1 protein-coding gene is annotated in these 1,634 nt (G+C 44.8%); it reads left to right on the plus strand.

Going from position 1 to position 1,634, the window contains the following annotated elements:
* Positions 1-706 (plus strand): recombinase zinc beta ribbon domain-containing protein (locus KQI64_RS10290; protein WP_216524666.1); only part of this gene is annotated, 706 nt, incomplete at its 5' end.
* Positions 707-1,634 lie beyond the last annotated feature (928 nt).

The raw sequence follows: 1,634 nt of genomic DNA on the forward strand, positions 1-1,634 counted from the left end.
CGACTGCGGTTCTACCTTCACCTCCGTCAAAAGAACATGGAAAGGTGTGGAGCGAATCGAGTATGTCTGCAACGGCTACCATCGCTACGGCAAGGAGAATTGCCCGCCTCACCGTATCCGAGAAACAGAACTCGACAAAATCATCTGCGGCGAAATCACGAATGTCAAGGAACAGGCGGCGCAGCTTTATGAAAACATCGACAACGAGGTTCGGAAATGGCTGAAGAAAAAGAGCACGGTCACGGGCAAAATCCGACAGCTCAACGCCGAGCTTGAACAGAAAAAGAGCGACCAAAAAGAGATTCTGCTGGAGCGCATCCGCGACAAGGAGCATGCTTCGGTCTACGATGAAATGCTCTCAACCTGCGAAAGCGACATCAAAAAAATCGAACAGGAGCTCTATGACATTCAGCACTACAGCGAAACCATCAAAAAGCGCAAGTCCGAAATGAAGCGAACCGTGGAGCTGATTGACGAAATCATCAAGGAAGGGGAGATCAGCGACGCCAATCTCAGACAGCTGATCGACAAAATCATCATCTATGAATCAAGCGACGGATTGCGGATACAGGTCAATCTCAGGGCGGATTTCACGGAACACATGATAATCTTTGATACCCTCGGTGATCAAAGCGCAGACCTCAAAGTAGAGGGAAAATGTAATTATCCGTTCGCTATGCGCAGAAGGATGAGAGTCAAAGAATAATGATTTAGCAGCAGGATAGCTGAAATGCTATCCGGCTGCACAAAAAATAAAAATATGAATTGGCAGACGCACGACGTTGGGCAGCCGAAAAAACGTCATTCCTAACAAAGTTTCCGAATGAATTTTGTAGGGAATAGCCAAGACGCGTAAGGCATACGTCGTGCGTCTGCCAAGAAAAATCGGGCTGATTTCAGTCTTTTTAGCTTATTTTTTTGTAGATATATAACAAAACAGCCCGATAAAATCGGGCTGTTTTTGGTGCGGATAACAGGACTTGAACCTGCATGAAATTGCTTTCACATGGACCTGAAGGTCACACCACGTCGGTGAAACCCTGTTTTCCCCATTCCTATGCGGTTTGTTTGGTGTAGTATAGCATAGAGGAAAAGGTTAGTCAAGCGGTATCTTAAATATCTCAAATACTCCTTGAACCTGCCCTGCGTGGTGAGGCAGTTGCCACTGAGATAGGCCTCTTTGTTTGCCAATCGGTCGCATCGCTTTTTCCGGAAGCAAATTGTCTGATAATCTCTTGACGGATTTTGTTGTTTTGTTATAGAATATAATTAAGGGCACCTCTAAAAATATCCAGCCGCCCATAGGCACAAATCTTTCACAGCATATTCTTGCCAAAACTCCTTGTTATACGTCAGTATGACTTCGTCGTTTTGACAATAATCTACTATAAAATATCTGCACCTCTGCACAACTCTATATTTTTAGAGGTGCCCTTAACATATCTATCCGAAGGGAGGTTGCGCAATGACAGAATACATTATTTTAATGCCTCTTTTGATTTTGGTATTCGGCTTAACGCCTATCGTGGCGCGGGATTCTTATCTCAATAAAAACCAGAAGAATATCATGCTGTGGATTATCGGGCTGATCGGTGTGCTGATCGCGCAGAATGTCGCCGACTATTTGTTGCAGA

This window comes from Lachnoclostridium sp. MSJ-17 (assembly GCF_018918205.1).
Classification (GTDB): domain Bacteria; phylum Bacillota; class Clostridia; order Oscillospirales; family Acutalibacteraceae; genus Ruminococcoides.